Annotated in this window: 18 protein-coding genes, 1 tRNA gene and 1 pseudogene; 13 read left to right on the top strand and 7 right to left on the bottom strand. The window is 44.5% G+C overall.

Translation table 11 applies throughout. The features are described 5' to 3' along the window. Nucleotides 1-58: 58 nt before the first annotated feature. Complete coding sequence (locus tag R7Q47_RS17515; protein WP_025767645.1) at nt 59-364, bottom strand: PTS sugar transporter subunit IIB; 306 nt, start codon at nt 362-364, stop codon at nt 59-61. Nucleotides 365-611: 247 nt separating this feature from the next. Here R7Q47_RS17515 and R7Q47_RS17510 point away from each other — a divergent pair, with 247 nt between their 5' ends. Next, the gene (locus tag R7Q47_RS17510) at nt 612-1,895 is read left to right on the top strand and encodes a carbohydrate-binding protein (RefSeq protein WP_248487018.1); all 1,284 of its coding nucleotides are present in this window, start codon (nt 612-614) and stop codon (nt 1,893-1,895) included. Nucleotides 1,896-2,141: 246 nt separating this feature from the next. On the opposite strand, the gene R7Q47_RS17505 is transcribed toward R7Q47_RS17510, so the two are convergent. Together R7Q47_RS17505 and R7Q47_RS17500 are read right to left on the bottom strand one after the other, a co-directional pair. After that, nucleotides 2,142-2,226, bottom strand: a tRNA-Leu gene (locus R7Q47_RS17505). Nucleotides 2,227-2,416: 190 nt separating this feature from the next. Beyond that, nucleotides 2,417-3,083 (bottom strand): annotated as a pseudogene (locus R7Q47_RS17500) (SDR family NAD(P)-dependent oxidoreductase). A gap of 227 nt (nt 3,084-3,310) precedes the next feature. Here R7Q47_RS17500 and R7Q47_RS17495 point away from each other — a divergent pair. After that, nucleotides 3,311-4,579 carry a DUF2254 domain-containing protein gene (locus R7Q47_RS17495; protein WP_005385537.1) on the top strand — a complete coding sequence of 423 codons (1,269 nt, stop codon included), beginning with the start codon at nt 3,311-3,313 and terminating at the stop codon, nt 4,577-4,579. 184 nt (nt 4,580-4,763) lie between these two features. After that, complete coding sequence (locus R7Q47_RS17490; RefSeq protein WP_042523472.1) at nt 4,764-5,243, top strand: RDD family protein; 480 nt, start codon at nt 4,764-4,766, stop codon at nt 5,241-5,243. An 87-nt stretch (nt 5,244-5,330) separates the two neighbouring features. Here R7Q47_RS17490 and lptG read toward each other — a convergent pair whose 3' ends face one another. Both lptG and lptF read right to left on the bottom strand, forming a co-directional pair. After that, nucleotides 5,331-6,401, bottom strand: a complete 1,071-nt coding sequence (lptG, locus tag R7Q47_RS17485; protein ID WP_005381071.1) for an LPS export ABC transporter permease LptG — start codon at nt 6,399-6,401, stop codon at nt 5,331-5,333. Nucleotides 6,402-6,404: 3 nt separating this feature from the next. Next, nucleotides 6,405-7,505, bottom strand: a complete 1,101-nt coding sequence (gene lptF, locus R7Q47_RS17480; RefSeq protein WP_005381072.1) for an LPS export ABC transporter permease LptF — start codon at nt 7,503-7,505, stop codon at nt 6,405-6,407. Nucleotides 7,506-7,705: 200 nt separating this feature from the next. Between lptF and pepA the strand changes: the two genes are divergently transcribed. The 5 genes from pepA (at nt 7,706) to R7Q47_RS17455 (ending at nt 14,362) form a co-directional block, all read left to right on the top strand. Continuing rightward, on the top strand, nt 7,706-9,214 hold the full coding sequence (gene pepA / locus R7Q47_RS17475) for a leucyl aminopeptidase (RefSeq protein ID WP_005381073.1): 1,509 nt from the start codon (nt 7,706-7,708) through the stop codon (nt 9,212-9,214). A 115-nt stretch (nt 9,215-9,329) separates the two neighbouring features. Then, complete coding sequence (locus tag R7Q47_RS17470; protein WP_031777270.1) at nt 9,330-9,779, top strand: DNA polymerase III subunit chi; 450 nt, start codon at nt 9,330-9,332, stop codon at nt 9,777-9,779. A gap of 96 nt (nt 9,780-9,875) precedes the next feature. Next, a complete protein-coding gene (locus R7Q47_RS17465) occupies nt 9,876-12,734 on the top strand; it encodes a valine--tRNA ligase (protein ID WP_248487084.1) in 2,859 nt (952 codons plus the stop codon). Nucleotides 12,735-12,936: 202 nt separating this feature from the next. Further along, nucleotides 12,937-13,341 carry a DUF2061 domain-containing protein gene (locus R7Q47_RS17460; RefSeq protein ID WP_005381078.1) on the top strand — a complete coding sequence of 135 codons (405 nt, stop codon included), beginning with the start codon at nt 12,937-12,939 and terminating at the stop codon, nt 13,339-13,341. A 115-nt stretch (nt 13,342-13,456) separates the two neighbouring features. Further along, a complete protein-coding gene (locus R7Q47_RS17455; protein WP_132937226.1) occupies nt 13,457-14,362 on the top strand; it encodes a bifunctional helix-turn-helix transcriptional regulator/GNAT family N-acetyltransferase in 906 nt (301 codons plus the stop codon). Between the two features lie 19 nt (nt 14,363-14,381). Here R7Q47_RS17455 and R7Q47_RS17450 read toward each other — a convergent pair whose 3' ends face one another. Next, nucleotides 14,382-15,182 (bottom strand): glycosyl hydrolase 2 galactose-binding domain-containing protein, encoded by an 801-nt coding sequence (locus R7Q47_RS17450; protein WP_132937227.1) that lies wholly within the window; start codon nt 15,180-15,182, stop codon nt 14,382-14,384. Between the two features lie 154 nt (nt 15,183-15,336). Next, nucleotides 15,337-15,750, bottom strand: coding sequence for a ribonuclease E inhibitor RraB (gene rraB / locus R7Q47_RS17445; RefSeq protein WP_005381081.1), 414 nt, complete (start codon nt 15,748-15,750; stop codon nt 15,337-15,339). 583 nt (nt 15,751-16,333) lie between these two features. On the opposite strand from rraB, the gene arcA reads away from it, so the two are divergent. The 5 genes from arcA to R7Q47_RS17420 all read left to right on the top strand — a co-directional run bounded on the left by arcA (nt 16,334) and on the right by R7Q47_RS17420 (nt 20,923). Continuing rightward, on the top strand, nt 16,334-17,554 hold the full coding sequence (gene arcA / locus R7Q47_RS17440; protein WP_132937228.1) for an arginine deiminase: 1,221 nt from the start codon (nt 16,334-16,336) through the stop codon (nt 17,552-17,554). A 156-nt stretch (nt 17,555-17,710) separates the two neighbouring features. After that, nucleotides 17,711-18,715, top strand: coding sequence for an ornithine carbamoyltransferase (locus R7Q47_RS17435; RefSeq protein WP_042523477.1), 1,005 nt, complete (start codon nt 17,711-17,713; stop codon nt 18,713-18,715). 281 nt (nt 18,716-18,996) lie between these two features. Then, nucleotides 18,997-19,926 (top strand): aspartate carbamoyltransferase, encoded by a 930-nt coding sequence (pyrB, locus tag R7Q47_RS17430; protein ID WP_005381085.1) that lies wholly within the window; start codon nt 18,997-18,999, stop codon nt 19,924-19,926. Between the two features lie 15 nt (nt 19,927-19,941). Then, entirely contained in the window at nt 19,942-20,403 is a 462-nt protein-coding gene (gene pyrI / locus R7Q47_RS17425) for an aspartate carbamoyltransferase regulatory subunit (protein ID WP_005381086.1), read from the top strand. A 130-nt stretch (nt 20,404-20,533) separates the two neighbouring features. Then, nucleotides 20,534-20,923 (top strand): RidA family protein, encoded by a 390-nt coding sequence (locus R7Q47_RS17420; protein WP_005381087.1) that lies wholly within the window; start codon nt 20,534-20,536, stop codon nt 20,921-20,923. Nucleotides 20,924-20,949: the final 26 nt, after the last annotated feature.

Below are 20,949 nucleotides of genomic sequence, written 5' to 3'. Positions count from 1 at the left end.
CCCGCATCAAATATTTATATTTGATGTACAGTTATCTTTTTTAATTTAAAACTATGGTTTAGTTAATTAATTCTAATGCTTGCTCTAGTACTTCCTCTCCCTTCATCATTCCATAATGCTGAGGGGAAATCGCGTCAATGTTTTTACCATGCTCTTGCGCCGTTTTTCTTAGCTCTTCTAGCTGAAAACGTACTTGAGGCCCGAGAAGACAAACATCGTACTCTTTAATTGCATCTTCAAATGCATTCACTGACATCGCATCAATTTTGCATTCAATTCCTTTATTTTCAGCAGCTTGCTCCATTTTCTTAACAAGCATACTGGTTGACATCCCTGCGCTACAGCATAAAAGGATCTTTTTCATAGCCTTACTCCCGTTGTGTAAATTTCAACCTGCAAAAACTGTAGCAAAAATAACCAAGACAAAAAAGCGCAACCGGTTGCATTATTCGTGAACACAATCCCAATTTAGAAAATACCACCTATTTTTTTATAATTATTTAGGTCTAGGATAAAAGTCATAAAATAATTTAAGACATCACATTAAGTTTCAAATTATCAATATTTTACTACTGACAACGTCGTTATTAATTTCTTAAAAGGAATAGAGAATGAAATTTAATAAATTGGCTATTGCAACGCTTGTAAGTTCCGCACTATCACAACACTCATTTGCTCAAACCGACTCTAAAGGCACAATTTATCTAACGTTTGATGATGGACCAATCAATGCATCTATTGACGTTATTCAAGTACTTAACCAGGAAGATATCAAAGCGACGTTTTACTTTAATGCTTGGCATTTAGATGGAATTGGTGATGAGAATGAAGACCGTTCCCTAGAAGCCTTAAAGCTCGCATTAGACACTGGTCATATTGTTGCGAACCACAGTTACGATCACATGGTGCACAACTGCGTGGATGAATTTGGACCGAACAGTGCTGCGGAGTGTAATGCGACCGGGGACCACCAGCTTAACTCGTATCAAGACCCTGTTTACGATGCCTCAATGTTTACGGAAAACTTATCTGTGTTAGCAAAGTATTTGCCGAACATTACAAGCTACCCGAACTACAAGGCAACAGAGTTTGCTAGACTGCCCTACACCAACGGTTGGCGCGTGACGAAAGACTTCAAAGCAGATGGGTTATGTGCCACGTCTGATGACCTGAAACCTTGGGAACCAGGATATGTATGCGATACATCCAACCCATCCAACAGTGTAAAAGCAGCTATCGAGGTTCAAAATATCCTAGCGAATAACGGCTATCAAACTCACGGTTGGGATGTGGACTGGGCACCTGAAAATTGGGGCATTGAAATGCCAGCAAACAGCCTTACAGAAGCAGAAGCATTTCTTGGATATGTGGATTCCGCGTTAAACACTTGTGCACCAACAACGATTAACCCGATCAACTCCAAAGCTCAAGAGTTCCCATGTGGTACACCTTTACACGCCGATAAAGTTATCGTATTAACTCACGAGTTCCTATTTGAAGATGGTAAGCGTGGCATGGGTGCAACGCAAAACCTACCTAAGCTCGCTAAGTTTATACAGTTAGCAAAACAAGCGGGTTATGACTTCGACACAATGGATAACTACACACCGAACTGGCAAGTTGGTCATAACTACGACGCTGGCGATTACGTCTTACACCTAGGTACTGTATACCAGGCTGTAACAAACCATGCTGCACAACAAGATTGGGCACCGTCTCCAACCTCTAACCTCTGGACAAATGCGGACCCAGCCACTAACTGGACTCAAAATGTTTCCTATAAACAAGGCGATGTGGTGACTTATCAAGGTTTGCGTTATCTAGTTGATGTACCGCACGTGTCCCAAGCAGACTGGACTCCGAACACTCAAAATACCTTGTTCACAGCTCTATAGGCTGTTCCTACTATCACCATGTAGTAGTTTGCGCGAGGCATACCCCTCGCGCTTTTTTGTTTTGAAGATCAAGATACAACAAAGCCCCGACTTTCATCGAGGCTCTGTCTTAAAATACGGTACCGGTGGACGGAGTTGATTGGACTGGCATCCCTGCCGCCACCGCGAAGGCAACGCTAACTTCCTTTTGATATTTACGAGCACCTAAAACGACGAAAGGCCGCTATAAAAGCGACCTTTCTAATATGGTACCGGTGGGCGGACTTGAACCGCCACGCCCGAAGGCAACGGATTTTGAATCCGTCGTGTATACCAATTTCACCACACCGGCATCTTTGGGCTATTGCCCTTTGATGGTTGGCATTATACGTAAGCTTTTGACCTGCGCAAGCATAAATACCTTAAATAACTATCGTTTGCTGATAATTTCGCCACAAAGTGTGACAAAGCTGTACTCATAAGAAACGTACGCTCCATTTTCTACTACTCTTCCAGATGAAAATGAGTATACGAAACTCTTTTTAAGTTCTATTCACTGTAATATCAGAAACATAACCATTCCCAATGCTCGACAACGCATTATGGAGCATCTCTGCGGCATCTTCTGCTTGCATGAAGTGACTCGTGTCCATCGTATTGCCGCTTGTTTTCCAGAATTCCGTATCCATTCCACCAGGATAAACCGCGATGATTTTCATAGGTTTTCCTTTTAGCTCCAAACGAACCGACTCAATTAATCCTTTGACGGCCCATTTCACTGCACAATACGTAGACTCTTGCGCTTTAGGTTGTTGCGCGGCTGTAGACATGATCATGACCACTTTTATTGGATGATCTTTGTAACGCTTTACTAACTCTCTTAACACATGAATCGCAGAATTCAGGTTGTTATCAATCAACTTTTGAATCTCTTCCGGGCTCCTGCTCTTCCAGTAAGCCAAAATAACCACTTCCCGCACTATGAATGACCATTTCAGGGGACTGTTTCACCCCATCAAAGAGCTGTTTCACATTTTGGTGCGATGAGAGGTTGCAAGCTTGATAACCAACGTTATGAGAGAGTTGTTTTGCTAGTGCGGATAGTTTTTCTGTATTTCTTCCTATTACATACGTCTCTTTGCCTTCCGCATCATAACGCTTTGCTAGTTCCGCCCCTAAACCGCTACTTGCACCTGTAATTACAATCATGCGCTACCTCTTTTCAATCACATACTTTTAATTCATCTATCAATTAAGGTAACAGAATCGTGGTAATTCACACCTCAAGAGCACCATTCTTTGAAGCAAGCAGCTTTCTTACTTTCGTGATGCATGAAATATCAAGCAGAACGACGGGCATTTAACCTATGCTTAAGCAAGAATAACTTTCTGAATTTTCTATCGACTTTCTAGTGAGAACTGAATAGGAGCAAAGAATGACTGGGTCAAAATGGCAGTGGTTACTGAAACAGATGACACGAAAACTGTGGGTCCGGACGTCACTCTACGCATTACTAGCTGTTGCTACCGCCTTAATGTCGATTGTTTTAAACCAGTTCATTACTCTGCCCCCTGCCATCAACGTCAGCAAGGATTTGTTGAACAACATATTAAATATCCTCGCAACCTCCATGCTTGCAGTGACTACATTCTCTCTCAATATTATGGTCTCAGCGTACAGTGCCGCTAGTGCAGGGGTAACGCCGCGAGCGACAAAACTGTTGATGGAAGACAGCACAACACAAAATGCCTTAGCAACCTTTCTTGGCTCTTTTCTATTTAGTTTGGTAGGAATTATCGCGCTAGGTATTGGGGCCTATCATCAACAAGCACAAATTTATCTATTCATCGTGACTATCGCCGTAATCGTGATGATCATACTCACTCTGCTACGTTGGATTCAGCACCTTTCCGTACTAGGAAGGGTCAGTGAAACCACTTCATACGTAGAGCAAGCCTTGTTAGATGCGATAAGAAAACGGGGTAAAGAGCGCTGGCTAGGTGCTCACCCGTGGAGCCACCCAGAACATAAACCCAGAGGAAGTAAACCTATTTTGAGCCAAGAAATTGGCTACTTACAGCATGTTGATATGCATCATCTCGATAGTATTGCTGAAGCAAACCAATGCACCATCTATCTTGAGCGACAACCGGGAAGTTTTGTGTACGTAGGTCAACCATTGGCTTGGGTTTGTGGAGAGTTGCCAGACGAAAGCGAAGTAACGGCAGCCTTCACGATTCGAACGGAGCGTTCATATGATCAGGACCCTCGCTTTGGTTTAGTCGTTATGGCGGAAATCGCCTCACGAGCACTATCTCCGGCTGTAAATGATAATGGCACCGCGATTGACGTTCTTGGGCGTTCTGTACGAGCACTTTCATTATGGGGAGACCTACTCAGCGAGCCGCCTACCAAAACTCGATACCCTAGACTATTTGTGCCCGCATTAAGCTGCCAGGATTTGTTCGATGATGTCTTTTTGCCGATAGCACACGATGGTGCAGCGCAACTCCAAATACAGATTCGCCTACAAAAGGCCTTGCTAGCTCTCTCTAGTATGCACCCTAAGTTATTTTTGTCACCAGCAATCAAGCTGTCAGAAAAAGCTTTAGAGCTTTCATTAAGCCAACATTATACCGAAGATGAGAAACACCAACTCTCTCAGCTATCTAATCTGGTCACAGACCAAAAAGCCAATGGTTAAGAGAGTCGAATTCAGTTGAAACATATTGCTGCACGGCCTCGTGTATCATGACATGTGCTGATAACGTAGGGCAGAAAAGTCTCTTCGTTTATACACAATTAAAGACTCTGTGCGTTAGGTCTCTTTTCTCTTGGTGAGGGAATCTATATTCTGACGCACAATTTTTAAGGTAAGTGATGGAATAATGACAACGTCTACAACTCTTCCACCTGCTGGTCTCTTTCGTCGACTTGCAGCGTTGATTTACGACACATTGATTATTATCGCAATTGAAATGATGGCCGCAGGTATTGTTATGGCCGTTGTGTTTGCACTAAATGCAGCAGGATTGTTGAGCTATGGCGAGTACGCTGATGCCGCAGATATGCTCGGAAAACACCCTGTATTGAGCCCTCTATTTACACTTTATCTTGCGGGTGTGTGGATATATTTCTTTGTGTTCTTCTGGACGCGAGCAGGACAAACTCTTGGGATGCGCGCTTGGAAACTTCGAGTTCGCAATGCCAAAGACGGAGCACCAATTACGGTAACTCAAGCTCTGATTCGTATTTCGACATCTGGCTTTGGCTTGGCAAATTTGACTGTACCGATTGATCCGAAGAGACGTGGTTTCCACGACATTTGGGCCAAAACAGAGGTTGTTGTATTACCCAAGGCAAACTAACTTGTCTAGGAACACAAAAAAGGAAGGCGTAATGCCTTCCTTTTACATTTGGTTCGGTAAAACTTGGTTTATTCGATGATGCTTCAGTTATAGCTTTCTTCGTAGTAGTGCAATCGCAATAGCTAAGAACACCAAACTCGGGGCCAAAGCACCAAACACTGGGGATATGCCATACACCAAGCTTAATGGGCCAAAGAACTCACTGGATATGTAAAAAGTAAACCCGGCAACCACGCCCGACAATACCCTTGCCCCCATGGTCACGCTTCTGAGTGGACCGAAAACAAAAGATAGCGCCATTAACATCATCACAGCAATTGAAAGCGGCTGAGTCAACTTACGCCAAAACGCCAACTCATAGCGAGATGCATCTTGTTCCGATGCTTTTAGGTAAGTCACATAATCATACAAACCGCTCAGTGACAGTTCTTCTGGCTTCACGGTCACCACAGCTAGCTTATCCGGTGCCAAAGAGGTGTGCCACTCCATCTGTTCGATGTCTTGCTTTGAAATTACGTTTTCATTTTCCATGTCCGTAATTTGTACGTAGCGCATCAGCCAGTTGTTATCTTGTTGGTAGTCGACTTCTTCGGCGAAAATAACTTTTTGTAGATTCTTATCATCATCAAAACGCCACATATTTAAAGCATAAAGCTTGTCGTCTTCGACTTTACCTATAAAGATAAAGTCGTTTGCGTCACGAGCCCACACACCTGAGCGCACAGACACAATGCTACCACCTGATATCGCAAACGCACGTAAGTCACGGGCCATCTTCTGGGCCTCAGGAGCGCCCCATTGACCTAACGCCATAACAACAATCATGAGCGGGACGGCCGTTTTGAGTACCGATAACCCGATATCCAGCTTAGAGAAACCAGCAGCTTGCATCACCACCAGCTCAGAGCTTGAAGCCAACATACCTAAGCCGATAAGGGCACCGAGTAATGCCGCCATTGGAAAGAACATTTCGATATCACGCGGCACACTGAGTAACACAAAGTACAACGCATGAGTGAGGTCGTACACACCTCGCCCTACTTTACGTAGCTGTTCTACATATTTGATGATGCCCGATAAGCCAACAAACGTCGCTAAAACCAAGGCAGTGGTAGAGATGATGGTTCTACCGATGTAAAGGTCTAAGATTTTGAACACAGCTTACGCGAGCCTCTTCTTGCGGAATTTGTCTTTTATTCGTCTAGCAGCAACGCTATCCATCATATTCGCCATGATAGCAACAATCAGCAACATCGCATTGATTGGCCACATACCAATAGCAGCCGGGATGTCACCATCTTCTAATGCAGATTTGGTTGCACTGATCGCCAAGAAATACGCTAGGTAGATCAGGATCGCAGGCCCCATTTTGGCAAACCGTCCCTGACGCGGATTCACCGCAGACAAAGGAATAACGAGCATTGTTAAGAGTGGAATGCACACAAATAACGAAATTCGCCATTGTAGCTCCGCTTGCGCCTCTGGATCTGGGTGACCTATCAAGTCAACCGTTGGGTATGCTTCCCAGTCTCGCCCTTTCTTTTTGACCTCACGTTGGCCGATAACACCTTCGTATTCATCGAATTTCGTGATCATATATTCAACGCGAGTAGGCACACCTTCATAACGCGTACCTTCTTTCATAGTGATGATCTGACGACCGTCCGAAAGCTCTTTTACTTCACCAGAAGATGAGAACATCACACTCGGTAACACTGAATCTCGAGGGCGCATCTGCGCAACAAAAACGTTGCTCAAGGTATTGTCTTTAATGTCATCGATGAACACAACCGATGAACCGTCTGGTGTACCTTGGAACTGACCTTTTTTAAGTAGGTCAACGCTGTTTTCTGACGCTACCTGCTCATAAAGCTGCTCAACGCGGTCTTGAGACCACGGCGATAGCCACAACGCATTGAAAGCCGCCACCGCTGAAGTAATCAACGCTAGGTATAAGGCCGCTTGAACCAAGAATTTATTACCAATACCTGTCGCGTTCATTACGACAATTTCGCTCTCTGCATACAGACGACCAAATGTGATCAATATGCCGATATACAGACTTAAAGGCAGCATTAACAGACCCATTGCTGGCATGTTCAAACCAACAATCGAGAAAATCAATCCAGCAGGAATATCCCCATCAGAAGCATCAGCAAGAACACTTATGAATTTCTGGCTTACAAACACCAAAAAAAGTACGAAAAAAATCGCAAATTGGCTCTTGAGTGTTTCGCGGATCAAATATCTAACAATAATCACGCTGAAATTACCTATACAAAACTTGTTTTTTTGGTCGAATCACTATAGTTTCCCGTTGAACCATTTATTTTTTTAAAAATTATAAACTAGATGTTAGTCGCTTAATCAGCTCTGCATGTAAGCCTGGAGCTAAAATTCAACAAGTAAGCGATCATTATCTAACATTTAGAGCAATTTGTCTTCAGGATGTAGGAGTACGCATGGAGTTCAGTGTAAAAAGTGGCAGTCCAGAGAAACAACGTAGCGCATGTATCGTTGTTGGTGTGTTTGAACCACGTCGCCTTTCTCCAGTAGCCGAACAACTTGATAAAATCAGTGACGGTTACATCAGTTCACTACTTCGCCGTGGTGATCTAGAGGGTAAACCTGGTCAGATGCTGCTACTGCATCAAGTACCAGGTGTTTTGTCAGAGCGCGTTTTACTTGTCGGTTGCGGCAAAGAGCGTGAACTTGGCGAGCGCCAGTACAAGGAAATCATTCAAAAGACGATCAGCACACTTAACGAGACAGGCTCAATGGAAGCGGTATGTTTCCTAACTGAACTGCATGTTAAGGGTCGTGATACATACTGGAAAGTGCGCCAGGCTGTAGAAGCGACTAAAGATGGTCTATACACATTTAATCAATTCAAGAGCGTGAAACCTGAGACTCGCCGCCCACTGCGCAAGCTTGTTTTCAACGTACCAACGCGTCGTGAATTGAACTTGGGTGAAAAAGCAATCACTCATGGTCTTGCTATCGCATCAGGTGTCAAAGCCTCAAAAGACCTTGGCAACATGCCGCCAAACGTAGCTAATCCAGCTTACCTTGCTTCTCAAGCTCGTCGTCTAGCGGACGATTACGAAACCGTAACCACCAAAATCATTGGTGAGCAAGAGATGGAAAAACTGGGTATGACCTCTTACCTAGCAGTAGGCCGTGGTTCTAAAAACGAATCTATGATGTCTATCATCGAGTACAAAGGTAACCCTGACTCAGATGCAAAACCGATTGTGCTCGTAGGTAAAGGTCTAACCTTCGACTCAGGCGGTATCTCTCTAAAGCCGGGCGAAGGTATGGATGAGATGAAGTACGACATGTGTGGTGCGGCATCGGTATTCGGTACAATGAAAGCGCTAGCGAAGCTAAACCTACCAATCAACGTTATTGGTGTTCTAGCGGGCTGTGAAAACATGCCTGGCAGCAACGCTTACCGTCCAGGTGACATCCTAACGACCATGTCTGGTCAAACTGTAGAAGTTCTGAACACGGATGCTGAAGGCCGTCTTGTTCTTTGTGACGCACTGACTTACGTAGAGCGTTTCGAACCAGACTGCGTGGTTGACGTTGCAACGCTAACTGGTGCTTGTGTTATCGCACTAGGCCACCATATCAGCGGCGTAATCTCTAACCACAACCCTCTTTCTCATGAGCTAGTAAACGCTTCTGAGCAAGCGAGTGACCGTGCATGGCGTCTACCAATGGCAGACGAGTACCACGAACAGTTGAAGAGCCCGTTTGCGGATATGGCAAACATTGGTGGTCGCCCTGGTGGCACAATTACTGCGGGTTGCTTCTTATCTAAGTTCGCGAAGAAGTACAACTGGGCACACGTCGATATCGCAGGTACCGCGTGGAAATCAGGCGCAGCGAAAGGCTCAACGGGCCGTCCTGTCTCAATGCTTGTCCAATTCCTTTTGAACCGCAGCGGCCAAGAGACAGAAGAGTAATTTCTGAACAGAATCTAAAAGGGCCGCAAGGCCCTTTTTTATTATCCTAATTTTCTAAAATGAAAGTGGGACTTAAGATGGTCTTAGGAAGAGACCCAAGGCAAGTGAGAGAATGATGCAAACTGCAACCTTCTACATCATTAACGAAGAGAGCCCGCAAGCAACGGTGGCTGGCTTTGAAGAATACATCGTGTTTTTGGCTCAGCACTTTGCTCGCCAAGGCGCTAAAGTGTATTTAAACTGCCAAGACAAACCACACGCCGAGCAGCTCGCTGAAGCCTTTTGGCAAGTTGATGCAGACAAGTTCATGGCACATAACCTCGTAGGCGAGGGACCGAAATACGCCACCAATATTGAAATCGGCCATGAAGGTGTAAAACCTAATTGGAACCGTCAGCTGGTAATTAATTTGGCGGAAAATGAGACAACCTTTGCGAACAAGTTTGCTCAAGTGGTAGACTTCGTGCCCTGCGAAGAAAAAGCTAAACAACTCGCAAGAGAAAGATATAAAATTTACCGTCAAGCAGGTTACCAGCTGCAAACGATCGAAATTCAATATCCTTAACGGTCAATCCTTATAGTTAAGGCGATCTTGTTAAGATCCCTCACTTATAAAGATTGACTAAGATTCAACCATCAACGTATCCATTAAAAGAGCGCTATGGAAAAGACATACAACCCAACTTCAATCGAACAAGCTCTGTATCAGACTTGGGAAGAGAAAGGCTACTTTAAGCCACACGGTGACACTACTAAAGAATCATACAGCATCATGATCCCGCCACCGAACGTCACTGGTAGCCTACACATGGGCCACGCGTTCCAAGATACGATCATGGATACGCTTATCCGTTGTGAACGTATGAAGGGTAAAAACACCCTTTGGCAAGTAGGTACTGACCACGCTGGTATCGCAACTCAGATGGTTGTTGAGCGTAAGATCGCTGCAGAAGAAGGCAAAACAAAACACGATTACGGTCGTGAAGCTTTCATCGACAAAATCTGGGAATGGAAAGGCGAATCTGGCGGCACTATCACTAAGCAGCTTCGTCGTCTTGGCGCATCTGTAGACTGGGATCGTGAACGCTTCACGATGGACGATGGTCTATCTAACGCCGTTCAAGAAGTGTTCGTACGTCTATACGAAGACGATCTAATCTACCGCGGTAAGCGTCTAGTTAACTGGGATCCAAAGCTACACACAGCGATTTCAGATCTAGAAGTAGAGAACAAAGACACTAAAGGCCACATGTGGCACTTCCGCTACCCACTAGCAGATGGCGCTAAAACAGCGGATGGCAAAGACTACATCGTTGTTGCAACGACTCGTCCAGAGACCGTGCTAGGCGATACGGGTGTTGCAGTTAACCCAGAAGATCCACGTTACAAAGATCTTATCGGTAAAGAAATCATCCTTCCTATCGTTGATCGTCGCATCCCAATCGTGGGCGATGAGCACGCAGATATGGAAAAAGGTACTGGCTGTGTGAAAATCACACCTGCGCACGACTTCAACGACTACGAAGTAGGTAAGCGCCACCAGCTACCAATGATCAACATTCTGACTTTCGACGCGAACATCCGCGACTCAGCAGAAGTATTCAACACTAACGGCGAAGCAAGCGAAGCTTACAGCACTGAACTACCAGATAAATACCACGGTATGGAGCGTTTTGCCGCTCGTAAAGCTATCGTTGCTGAATTCGACGAGCTAGGTCTACTTGAAGAAGTGAAAGATCACGATCTACAAGTTCCTTACGGCGACCGTGGTGGCGTGGTTATCGAACCAATGCTAACTGACCAATGGTACGTGCGTACTGCGCCTCTAGCGAAAACTGCAGTTGAAGCAGTAGAAAACGGCGACATCCAATTCGTTCCTAAGCAATACGAAAACATGTACTTCTCTTGGATGCGTGACGTTCAAGACTGGTGTATCTCTCGTCAGCTATGGTGGGGTCACCGCATCCCAGCTTGGTACGACAACCAAGGTAATGTTTACGTAGGTCGCACTGAAGAAGAAGTTCGTAAGAACAACAACCTAGAGTCAGTCATTGAACTGCACCAAGACGAAGACGTACTGGATACGTGGTTCTCTTCTGCACTATGGACGTTCGGTACTCAAGGTTGGCCAGAGCAAACTGACGACCTGAAAGTATTCCACCCTTCAGACGTTCTAGTAACTGGTTTCGACATCATCTTCTTCTGGGTTGCGCGCATGATCATGATGACCATGCACTTCGTGAAAGACGAAAACGGCAATCCACAAGTACCATTTAAAACGGTTTACGTTACTGGTCTAATCCGTGACGAAAACGGCGACAAGATGTCCAAGTCGAAAGGTAACGTACTTGACCCAATCGACATGATTGATGGTATCGACCTAGAGTCTCTCGTAGAGAAGCGTTGTGGCAACATGATGCAGCCTCAACTAGCGAAGAAGATCGAGAAGAACACTCGTAAGACGTTTGAAAACGGTATCGAAGCATACGGTACAGACGCACTGCGTTTCACTCTTGCAGCAATGGCATCAACAGGTCGTGATATCAACTGGGATATGAAACGTCTTGAGGGTTACCGTAACTTCTGTAACAAACTATGGAACGCAAGCCGTTACGTAATGATGAACACAGAAGAGCAAGATTGTGGCTTCAACGGTGGTGAGATTGAATACTCACTAGCAGACAAGTGGATCGAGTCTCAGTTTGAACTCGCAGCGAAAGCGTTTAACAACCATATCGACAACTTCCGTCTAGATATGGCTGCGAACACGCTTTACGAATTCATCTGGAACCAATTCTGTGACTGGTACCTAGAGCTTACTAAGCCAGTTCTATGGAAAGGTACTGAAGCACAACAGCGTGGTACTCGTCGTACATTAATCACGGTTCTTGAGAAGACTCTACGTCTAGCTCACCCAGTGATTCCTTACATCACTGAAACTATCTGGCAAAGCATCAAGCCATTAGTTGAAGGTGTAGAAGGCGAGACAATCATGCTGCAAGCACTGCCTCAATTCGACGAAGCAAACTTCAACCAAGAAGCGCTAGACGACATTGAATGGGTGAAAGCGTTTATTACCAGCATCCGTAACCTACGTGCTGAATACGACATCAACCCTGGTAAGCCGCTTGACGTTATGCTGAAAGCAGCAAATGCAGAAGATGCCTCTCGTCTAGAAGCAAGCAAGCAAGTACTGATGTCACTAGCGAAGCTAGAAGCAGTACGCGTGCTTGAAACTGGCGAACAAACTCCTGCATGTGCGACAGCACTGGTTGGTAAGTCTGAGTTGATGATCCCAATGGCAGGTCTGATCGACAAAGATGCTGAGCTTGCTCGTCTAGATGGCGAAATCAAGAAGACTCACGGCGAAATCAAGCGTATCGAAGGCAAACTAGGTAACGAAGGCTTCGTAGCGAAAGCACCTGAAGCAGTTGTTGCTAAAGAGCGTGAGAAGCTTGAAGGCTACAAAGAGACACTAGCTAAGCTAGAAGAGCAGAAGACAACGATCGCTGCGCTTTAAGCCTCAGTGAAAGAGAAGAATTAACACTTCTCACTTTTGGTTCAAAAGGTTGGTCATCATGGCCAACCTTTTTTGTATACATTTCACCAAAACCATCATCAATAGCTTCCCCCTATCACAACAATACTCATTACCCATTAGCATTAATGAGAATTATTATCGATAATGGACTCATCGAAACAAACACGATTGAGTAATTATCATGAAAAAGACACTAACTTTCGCAGCACTGCATTTTACTATCGCATTTAGTGTCGCTTACGTACTCACAGGCGACATTCTAATTGGTAGTTTAATTGCCATGATTGAGCCTTCAGTGAACACCGTAGCCTTCTACTTTCATGAAAAGGCATGGGCAAAAGTCCCAGCACTTAAAGCTCGTCAGTGGATGACCAAATTAAAAACCGCAAGCTTTGCGACCGTGCACTTCAGCGTCGCTTTTACCGTGGTTTACTTACTAACAGGTGATGCATTTGTCGGCGGCGTAATGGCGATGTTAGAGCCAAGTTTGAACACGGTGGCTTACTACTTCCACGAGAAAGTATGGATGCGTAAATCATCAGAAAAAGCTCCAGCACCGCAGTTTTGTTTACATCACCACGCTTAAACATGGAGGCTCACTACGTCTCCTAACGAGCAAAATGACATTTACCATTGACAAGGTTGCGCACCGCAATTAATTTAATTGCGGTGCGCAACTTTATTTTTAGAGGTAAGTGATAATGAACGCTCGTCAACTTCGACACTACTCCCGTCAAGCCGTCCGATTGCTTGGTATGCTTGATAAACAATGCGGCGATGTCGCTCTCACTCCAGTGCAAGCGCACGCATTGGGTGAAATCCAATTGCAGCCATTGACCATCAATCAGCTGGCACAGCAGCTTAATGTCGACAAGTCCAACGCGAGCCGAACCGTTACTGGTTTGATTAAATTAGGTTTGGTCGAGAGCATCGAAAACCCAAAAGACAAACGTAGTCAACTCGTCGCGATTACAGAGCAAGGCCAACTGGCGTTATCGCAACTGGACCAACAGCAAAACCACTTCTTTGAACAACTGCTTACCCAACTCGATGACAGCGAGCAAGAGCAACTCAAACTTGGTCTAGAGACTTACCTAAAAGGGCTAACAATAGTGTGTCAGTCTGAGGAATACGTTCTTCGACCTCTTACTAAAGCAGACAACCCGCAAGTCGCAGATGTGATTCGTAAAGTCTCTGCTGAATACGGCTTAACCGCAGACAAAGGTTATGGTGTGGCCGATCCAACGCTTGATGATATGTATTCGGTGTACAATCAAAACAGGGCCGCCTATTGGGTCATTGAACATCGCGGAGAGATCGTTGGTGGCGGTGGCTTTGCCCCTTTAGCTGGCGAGCCAAATGTGTGTGAACTACAAAAGATGTACTTCTTACCTCAAACACGAGGACACGGTTTAGCCAAACGCATCGTCGCATTGAGCTTACAATTGGCGAAACAATTTGGGTATCAGCAGTGCTATTTAGAGACAACTGAATGTCTGAGAGAAGCGGTAAGCTTGTATGAAAAGCTAGGCTTTGAGCATCTCGATGCCCCGCTTGGACAAACAGGGCATGATGCATGTGAAGTCGTAATGCTTAAGATGCTGTAATAGATAATATTATTAGATGTTAGAGCACAACATGGGTAACACAAAGCTCCTGGCTCAAGGCAACAGTGAAGTTTTGGTGCTGCCCATCCAACTCAACAGACAACTGGTAGAGATCACTTGGATCAGGATCAGTAAGATCGGCATACTTTGGCGCTTCGATCTGGAATAAAGCGCTCGCATGCTCCGCTCGGACATCAATAGGAATATGGTAAGTCATGCCATTGAACTTAACCGATGCCGATACTAAACCCGGCGCAAAAGTTTGGTAGTACAAATCCACCTTAAACTCACAACCACCACCGTGGTGCCAAATCTGCTCGGTTGCCACGCGGTCTAAACGTACATTGCGAATGAACTGCAGATACGGTTCTTGCCATACCCCTAAGCGCTCATCACTTTTTTTATATTCATGATCGGACAGAGAGCACAGCTCAGGTTTATCTTCATCAAACAGAAGATCCTCTTCTTCCTCTAAGAACAAGATTTCAAAGCGGTTACGCCCCATTTGCATGAACGGGCGAATGTCTTTCTTGTAGACATTTTGAGAACCGTCACAGTCAAACAATGCTACTCCGTTCAAACGCACTTCTGCATGGTAATCCACACCACCCAACACCATTTCTACCGCTGGGAATGCCATCATGGATTCATCCACTTCAATGTCATGCATCAGGTGCCACTCTTGCTGACGAATTGCTTCTTCTGTCATTTCAACTGGCAATACCTGACTCAAAGGAGCAGGGAAAGTAATGTCATCCTGTGGGATAGAAAGGTCCGTCAGTGGAGAGACTTGCCATAAACCGGCGAGTGAGAGTTGCATATACACCTTGAGCTAGATCAATTTTCACGCATTATAGGGAGAAATCCCCTATAAACTCAATGTGAATTATTTATCGCCTCCACATTCGTCAGTTTTTCAAGGTATAAAAAAACCAGCGTTAAACGCTGGTTTTTCCAAAAGTAGTGAGCTTTGATTACTCGTCGTCTTCATCTTCTTCAGGGTAAAGCGCATCTTCGCCTTCGTAGTACGTACCCCAACCGTCATAGATGATGTCGTATTTTTCTGCCAAGTGAATCAATTTTTCAACTTGCGCATCAATCGCTTCTGCATCTAGTGCGGACTCCATAGTCGCATCACAGCAAAGCAACTTGTTACCATCTTCATCTTCAGTTTCTTCTGCTTCAAGAACTTCAAAGCCCATCTTGAATGCTTCAACTACCGCTTTTTCTAGCGTGTCAAAATCTTCTGCAAACAGGTGGTGCTCAATTTCGTATAGCGAATCTGGATCGCTGCCATCTTCTAGCAATGCTGCAATGATATCGCGAGTCTCTTCCTTTTGAATCTCAATTAATTCTTCTACTGATAGATATTCATCTTCGTGAGACATGTTTTGGCTCCAGATTAGTTACTTGATGGAAACACAATACCCTATACTGAGTATGCTGATCCGGTGAAATATGGCATGGATTGCGATGAAAAGCCACAAACAAACATCATACCACTGCGATTCTTATCGGTTATTTGAATCTAAATATTAAACCGACCACACAAAGAAACAAAAAATTAACAAAGAATGGCGTTTTTTAATATTCAGAACATCCTAATTGACACTTAATGTGGTTATTTTCTCTTTCTATGCGTGTTTATGATGCTTTCTTGAATACACTCACGTGTAAAACGAAGATGCATAACGAATAAATTCACTTTAATAATGCATAATTTAGAATAAAAATGCACGTTTTATGCACTGTGCATGTATTCTTTCTCAACGGGAAAATTAGAATAAAAACGCACGCACTCTAATTTTAGTAAAATAGCATTTATATCTAATAATAAATTTCATAAGAATAAAAATAAAAATAAAAAACTCACAAAACCAGAAATACCAGAATATAAACAAAGCTTGATAACTTGCATCTTTCTAGGAAGCTTGTCATAACTAATGGCTGGAAAATTTGTAAGGATACAAAATGAGCAAGCTGTACGTTGGATCAGAAGTTGGTCAACTTCGACGAGTTCTATTAAATCGCCCTGAACGCGCCCTAACCCACTTAACTCCGTCAAACTGTCATGAGTTGCTATTTGATGACGTTCTTGCTGTAGAAGCGGCAGGTGAAGAGCACGATGCATTCGCACGTACGCTGCGCGAGCAAGACGTTGAAGTGCTTCTCCTCCACGATTTACTGGTCGAAACCCTCGCTGTTCCAAAAGCAAAACAATGGCTGCTGAACACTCAGATTTCTGACTTTCGTTACGGGCCAACCTTTGCGCGAGACCTACGCCAATACTTTTCAGAAATGGATGATGAACATCTTGCCTGCATCTTTTTAGGTGGCTTAGCTTACTCAGAGCTACCGATCTCCTCATCTTCTATGCTGCCAAAAATGAAGCGTCCTCTCGACTTTGTTATTGAGCCACTGCCCAATCACCTCTTCACTCGTGATACCTCATGTTGGGTTTATGGTGGTGTATCGCTCAACCCAATGATGATGCCTGCACGCCAACGTGAAACAAACCACTTACGTGCGATTTATCGTTGGCACCCAATTTTTGCTGGCCAAGATTTTATCAAATACTTCGGTGACGATGATCTGCATTATGATAATGCGAATGTCGAAGGCGGTGATGTGTTGGTTATTGGTAAAGGTGCAGTTCTTATCGGTATGTCTGAGCGTACGACTGCTCAAGGTGTAGAGAACCTTGCAGCGAGCCTATTTAAAGCAGGCCAAGCTACCGAAGTTATTGCAATTGATCTGCCTAAACACCGTTCATGTATGCATTTAGACACTGTGATGACCCATATGGATGTAGATACTTTCTCTGTCTACCCAGAGATCATGCGCAAAGATCTCGACACATGGCGCTTAACACCAAAAGGCAACGGTGAAATGCATGTTGAAGCCTCACATAACTATCTGCACGCGATTGAGTCCGCTCTTGGCTTAGATCAGCTGAAAATCATCACCACGGGTGGTGACAGCTATGAAGCGGAACGCGAACAATGGAATGATGCCAATAACGTTCTAACTGTAAAACCGGGCGTAGTAATTGGTTACGAACGCAATGTATACACCAACGAAAAATACGATAAAGCTGGCATCAAAGTACTGACAGTACCTGGTAACGAGCTTGGTCGTGGTCGCGGTGGCGCTCGCTGTATGAGCTGTCCAATAGAACGAGACGATATATAACTTACTCGTCCCTTTACATTAGGTGAATCAAAACTAAGGTTGATGTGAATACATCAACCTTTTTTAGCTTTAATTAAAAATAATTATTCACAATAAAAGCATTTATATGTTTTAATGAATTCTATTAATCTAATCACATGTACTAAGGGACGAGCTATGGCTTTCAATTTACGTAACCGCAACTTTTTGAAGCTATTGGACTTCTCAACCAAAGAAATCCAGTTTTTGCTCGAACTGTCTGCAGAGCTAAAAAAAGCTAAATATGCAGGAACAGAGCAGAAGAAACTTCAAGGTAAAAACATCGCACTAATCTTTGAGAAATCTTCGACTCGTACCCGATGTGCGTTTGAAGTCGCTGCCTTTGACCAAGGTGCTCAAGTCTCTTACATCGGCCCTTCTGGCTCGCAAATCGGTCATAAGGAATCGATGAAAGACACCGCTCGTGTTCTTGGTCGTATGTACGACGGGATTGAATACCGAGGCTTTGGCCAATCCATTGTTGAAGAGCTTGGTACTTATGCTGGTGTTCCAGTGTGGAATGGTTTAACGGATGAGTTCCACCCAACCCAGATCCTTGCTGACTTCCTGACTATGCAAGAGCACGGCCGTGGTAAACAGCTACATGAAGTAACCTTCGCTTACCTAGGTGATGCGCGCAACAACATGGGTAACTCACTTATGGTGGGCGCAGCGAAAATGGGCATGGATATTCGCCTTGTCGCGCCAAAAGCGTTCTGGCCTGAAGAAGATCTCGTGGCAACTTGTCAAACTATCGCGCAACAAACCGGTGCAAAAATCACGTTAACAGAAAGCGTTGAGGAAGGTGTGAAAGGTTGTGACTTCCTATACACCGACGTTTGGGTGTCTATGGGTGAGTCTGCCGAGGCATGGGATGAACGTGTAGCGTTAATGACACCTTATCAAATCAATATGGACGTGATTAAGCAAACGGGTAATCCACATGTGAAATTCATGCACTGCCTTCCAGCTTTCCACAATGATGAAACCACCGTCGGCAAAGAAGTCGCTGAAAAATACGGTATGAAAGGCCTTGAAGTAACAGAAGAGGTATTTGAATCGGAATACTCCATCGTATTCGACGAAGCTGAAAACCGTATGCATACCATCAAAGCCGTGATGGTTGCGACGCTAGGAAGCTAAACCAGCGCGCAAAAACAGCCGATAAAAACCATGATGTAATCGCTTGCGCTCACGAAAGTTAAGCGTATAATGCTCGGCAATTTGTCTGAGGATTAAGAAATGACCACGCTGATTGCTGACATAAAAACGCGATTTGCTCTCGCTAAGCGACTACGCTTACGTGGTGTTATTTTCGTTAATTCTATTGAATTTTAAAACCTCCCCATTGGGGAGGTTTTTTTATGTCCAAAATTCCTTTCGGTTATTTGGATGTAGTCATCAATGTTATAGGGAAGAAGATCATGGCGAACTCGCTTTACCAGAAGCACATCATCTCTATTCCAGAGCTTTCACGCGAAGAACTGGAACTTATCGTAGAAACAGCAGGTAGCCTTAAAAAAGCACCTCGACCAGAACTGATTAAAAACAAAGTCGTTGCAAGTTGTTTCTTTGAACCATCAACACGTACACGTTTATCGTTTGAAACAGCGATTCAGCGCATTGGTGGTGACGTGATTGGCTTTGATAATGATGGTAATACCTCTCTGGCGAAAAAAGGCGAAACACTCGCAGATTCAGTACAAGTCATCTCTTCTTACGTCGATGCCTTTGTGATGCGTCATCCACAAGAAGGCGCCGCTCGCTTGGCCTCTGAATTTTCAAATGGCGTGCCAGTGATCAACGCGGGCGACGGTGCAAACCAACACCCAACTCAAACGCTACTCGACCTATACACCATCGCGGAAACACAAGGGCGTCTAGACAACCTGAACGTCGCATTCGTAGGTGACCTAAAATATGGCCGCACAGTGCACTCACTGACTCAAGCCTTAGCAAAGTTTAACAACATCCGCTTCTTCTTTGTTGCACCAGATGCGCTGGCAATGCCAGATTACATCTGCGAAGAACTAGATGAAGCTGGAATTCAATATAGCCTACACACAGACATGGAAAGTGTGATTCCTGAACTGGATATTCTGTACATGACACGCGTACAGAAAGAACGTTTTGACGAATCGGAATACGCACATATTAAGTCGGCTTACATCCTAACGGCGGCACTACTAGAAGGCGCGCGTGAGAACTTGAAAGTGCTGCACCCACTACCACGTGTGGATGAAATTACAACTGATGTTGATAAAACGCCTCATGCTTACTTCTTCCAGCAAGCTCAAAATGGCGTGTATGCTCGCCAAGCACTGCTGGCGCTTGTTCTAAACGAAACACTGTAATCGAGGGGAAAAATCATGGCTAAAGAAACTCAATTGCAGGTAGAAGCAATCAAAAATGGTACGGTCATCGACCACATCCCTGCGCAAATCGGCATCAAAGTATTAAGACTGTTCGATATGCACAATTCATCACAACGCGTAACGATTGGACTGAACTTGCCATCATCAGCACTCGGTCATAAAGATCTACTCAAAATCGAAAATGTGTTTATCAATGAAGAGCAAGCGAGCAAGCTAGCGTTGTATGCTCCTCACGCGACCGTGAATCAAATCGAGAATTATGAAGTGGTGAAAAAGCTCGCGTTAGAGCTTCCTGAGCGCATCAATGATGTATTTGAATGCCCGAATTCAAACTGTATTTCTCATAATGAACCAGTAGAAAGCAGCTTTAGCGTGTTCGAGAAGAAACAAGAAATCCGCCTAAAGTGTAAATACTGCGAGAAAGTGTTCTCACGCGAGATCGTAACCGAGCGATAAACACGCCGCACGACTAGGCTGTGATACGTTTAAAATACCCTGCAATGTCAGGGTATTTTGCTCTTTACCTACCGAGGGTTTAGAGGCAAACTGAGAATCTTTATTCCCTACAACTGATGGAAAAAATCAAATGACGAAAGTACTTCACACTGAGTCTGCACCAGCAGCAATCGGTCCTTACGTTCAAGGCGTAGATCTAGGTAACATGGTTCTTACTTCAGGCCAAATCCCAGTAAACCCAGCGACAGGTGAAGTGTCTGCTGATATCGCAGAACAAGCTCGTCAGTCTCTAGAAAACGTAAAGGCTGTAGTTGAATCTTCAGGTCTTAAAGTATCTGATATTGTAAAGCTAACGGTTTTTGTTAAAGACCTAAATGACTTTGGCACAGTGAACGAAGTTTACGGCAAGTTCTTTGATGAGCACGGCGTAGCAAACTACCCTGCACGCTCTTGTGTAGAAGTGGCTCGCCTACCAAAAGATGTTGGCATCGAGATTGAAGCAATCGCTGTTCGCAAATAATTGCACTTGCTGACAAACATAAAAAA

Source organism: Vibrio sp. Vb0349 (genome assembly GCF_033338975.1).
This window is presented reverse-complemented; position numbering and strand designations above follow the sequence as displayed.

Excerpts from the sequence above, each read along its gene's own strand:
- R7Q47_RS17420 (WP_005381087.1), top strand. The coding sequence starts at position 20,534 with ATGACGAAAGTACTTCACACTGAGTCTGCACCAGCAGCAATCGGTCCT.
- R7Q47_RS17465 (WP_248487084.1), top strand. The coding sequence starts at position 9,876 with ATGGAAAAGACATACAACCCAACTTCAATCGAACAAGCTCTGTATCAG.
- pepA (WP_005381073.1), top strand. The coding sequence starts at position 7,706 with ATGGAGTTCAGTGTAAAAAGTGGCAGTCCAGAGAAACAACGTAGCGCA.
- R7Q47_RS17495 (WP_005385537.1), top strand. The coding sequence starts at position 3,311 with ATGACTGGGTCAAAATGGCAGTGGTTACTGAAACAGATGACACGAAAA.
- rraB (WP_005381081.1), bottom strand. The coding sequence starts at position 15,750 with ATGTCTCACGAAGATGAATATCTATCAGTAGAAGAATTAATTGAGATT.
- arcA (WP_132937228.1), top strand. The coding sequence starts at position 16,334 with ATGAGCAAGCTGTACGTTGGATCAGAAGTTGGTCAACTTCGACGAGTT.
- pyrI (WP_005381086.1), top strand. The coding sequence starts at position 19,942 with ATGGCTAAAGAAACTCAATTGCAGGTAGAAGCAATCAAAAATGGTACG.
- R7Q47_RS17490 (WP_042523472.1), top strand. The coding sequence starts at position 4,764 with ATGACAACGTCTACAACTCTTCCACCTGCTGGTCTCTTTCGTCGACTT.
- R7Q47_RS17470 (WP_031777270.1), top strand. The coding sequence starts at position 9,330 with ATGCAAACTGCAACCTTCTACATCATTAACGAAGAGAGCCCGCAAGCA.
- R7Q47_RS17460 (WP_005381078.1), top strand. The coding sequence starts at position 12,937 with ATGAAAAAGACACTAACTTTCGCAGCACTGCATTTTACTATCGCATTT.
- R7Q47_RS17455 (WP_132937226.1), top strand. The coding sequence starts at position 13,457 with ATGAACGCTCGTCAACTTCGACACTACTCCCGTCAAGCCGTCCGATTG.
- R7Q47_RS17450 (WP_132937227.1), bottom strand. The coding sequence starts at position 15,182 with ATGCAACTCTCACTCGCCGGTTTATGGCAAGTCTCTCCACTGACGGAC.
- R7Q47_RS17435 (WP_042523477.1), top strand. The coding sequence starts at position 17,711 with ATGGCTTTCAATTTACGTAACCGCAACTTTTTGAAGCTATTGGACTTC.
- pyrB (WP_005381085.1), top strand. The coding sequence starts at position 18,997 with ATGGCGAACTCGCTTTACCAGAAGCACATCATCTCTATTCCAGAGCTT.
- R7Q47_RS17515 (WP_025767645.1), bottom strand. The coding sequence starts at position 364 with ATGAAAAAGATCCTTTTATGCTGTAGCGCAGGGATGTCAACCAGTATG.
- R7Q47_RS17510 (WP_248487018.1), top strand. The coding sequence starts at position 612 with ATGAAATTTAATAAATTGGCTATTGCAACGCTTGTAAGTTCCGCACTA.